General features: G+C 73.1%; 1 protein-coding gene. It reads right to left on the bottom strand.

The features are described 5' to 3' along the window. Positions 1 to 23: 23 nt before the first annotated feature. Positions 24 to 1,348: tetratricopeptide repeat protein (locus tag H5J30_RS33625; protein WP_181791553.1), on the bottom strand; the 1,325-nt coding region annotated here is incomplete at its 5' end.

Genomic DNA, 1,348 nt, shown 5'->3' with positions numbered 1-1,348 from the left:
GCCCCGGCTTCCAGGGGTGGTCCTCACGGATAGATCAGCGGCTCGTAGCCCGCGCGCACGTCGGACTCCGAGGACTTGACGTACACCTCGGACGGCGGGCCGGGGTCGACGCCGTAGTACGTGTACTCCAGCACCGCCGGGCACGTGGCGCCGCCGATCTCGACGGTGGTCTTCTTCGCCAGCTTGCCGGTGCGCAGCTCGTAGACCCGGACCGGGATGTCCCGGTTCTTGAACGCCACGTTCTGGAACCCGCCGACGGCGAGGCCGGAATCGTCCTCGTACGGGCAGTTGGCCACCGTGTCGCCGTGCTTCGACGAGCCCGCGCAGATGATCGCCACCGCGTCCTCCGGGTCCTTCGCCAGCCAGGAGGACGGCAGCTTCGAGCGGTGCTTGCTCTGGCCGATGAGCATCGCTCGGTGCGGGCCGTCGCCGCGGTACGCCTTGGCGCCGCGGTACGGGGCCGGGTTGTCGCAGTACTCCGGCTTCTCGCCGTACGGGCCCGGCTTCAGCAGCCCGCGTACGTTGTCGAGCTGGATGGCCAGGTCCGCGCGCTCGACGCCGTCCTCGGCCGCGCCGGCCAGCTCGCTGTCGGGGTACTCGTCGAGGAGCTGCTCGTACTGGGTGCGGGCCTGCTTCCAGGTGTCGTCGGCCATCAGCGCGTCGCCGCAGTCGACGATCGCGGCGGGCGCGACCTCGGGGACGACGTCGGCGGCGCGCGCCAGGCCGTCGCCCTCCGCGGTCTTGCGGGCGCCGAGCCAGTCGGTGACCTCCTTGGTCTGGCAGGCGTCATGGGTGGGCAGTTCCCCGAGGAACCAGTCCAGCGCGTCGTTCACGTCATCGCGGCGGTCCTCGCCGCCGTCGTCGTCGCCCTCGTAGTCCTCCAGGACGGTGGCGAGATGGCCGAAACCCGCGCTCAGCGCGTCGGTGTCGCCGGTCAGTCCGGCCTCCAGCTCGTCCCCGGCCTGGGCGAGCAAGAGGTCGGCACGGCGGCTGTCGGCGCCGTCCCAGAGCGCGCCGGGGTGTTCGGCGTACGCCTTGAGGGTGCGGGCGCCGCGTACCCGGTCCCCGCCCGCCTGGCGCTCCGCCTTCAGCAGCAGCTCGCACGCCTCGGTGCTCTCCTCGGCGCGGGCCGTCAGCGGGGCGTCGGCGAGGCGGTGGCCGAACCAGAGGCCGTCGAGATCGGAGATCGCCTCGGCGCACTTGTCGGCGCGGTGGGCGTCGGCGGCGTTGCCCTCGATCCGGGAGGCGTCGAGGCGCAGGGCGGTGCAGGCGAGGATCACGGGGGCGGCGACGAGGAGGGCGACGAGGCGGTCGCGGCGTACGTTCGCGGGGAGGTCGGGGGGCGTGG

It is taken from the genome of Streptomyces phytophilus, assembly GCF_013870535.1.
In the GTDB taxonomy this organism is placed as follows: domain Bacteria; phylum Actinomycetota; class Actinomycetes; order Streptomycetales; family Streptomycetaceae; genus Streptomyces; species Streptomyces phytophilus.
The sequence above is the reverse complement of the archived record's forward strand: the minus strand, read 5'-3'. Positions and strand labels throughout refer to the sequence as shown.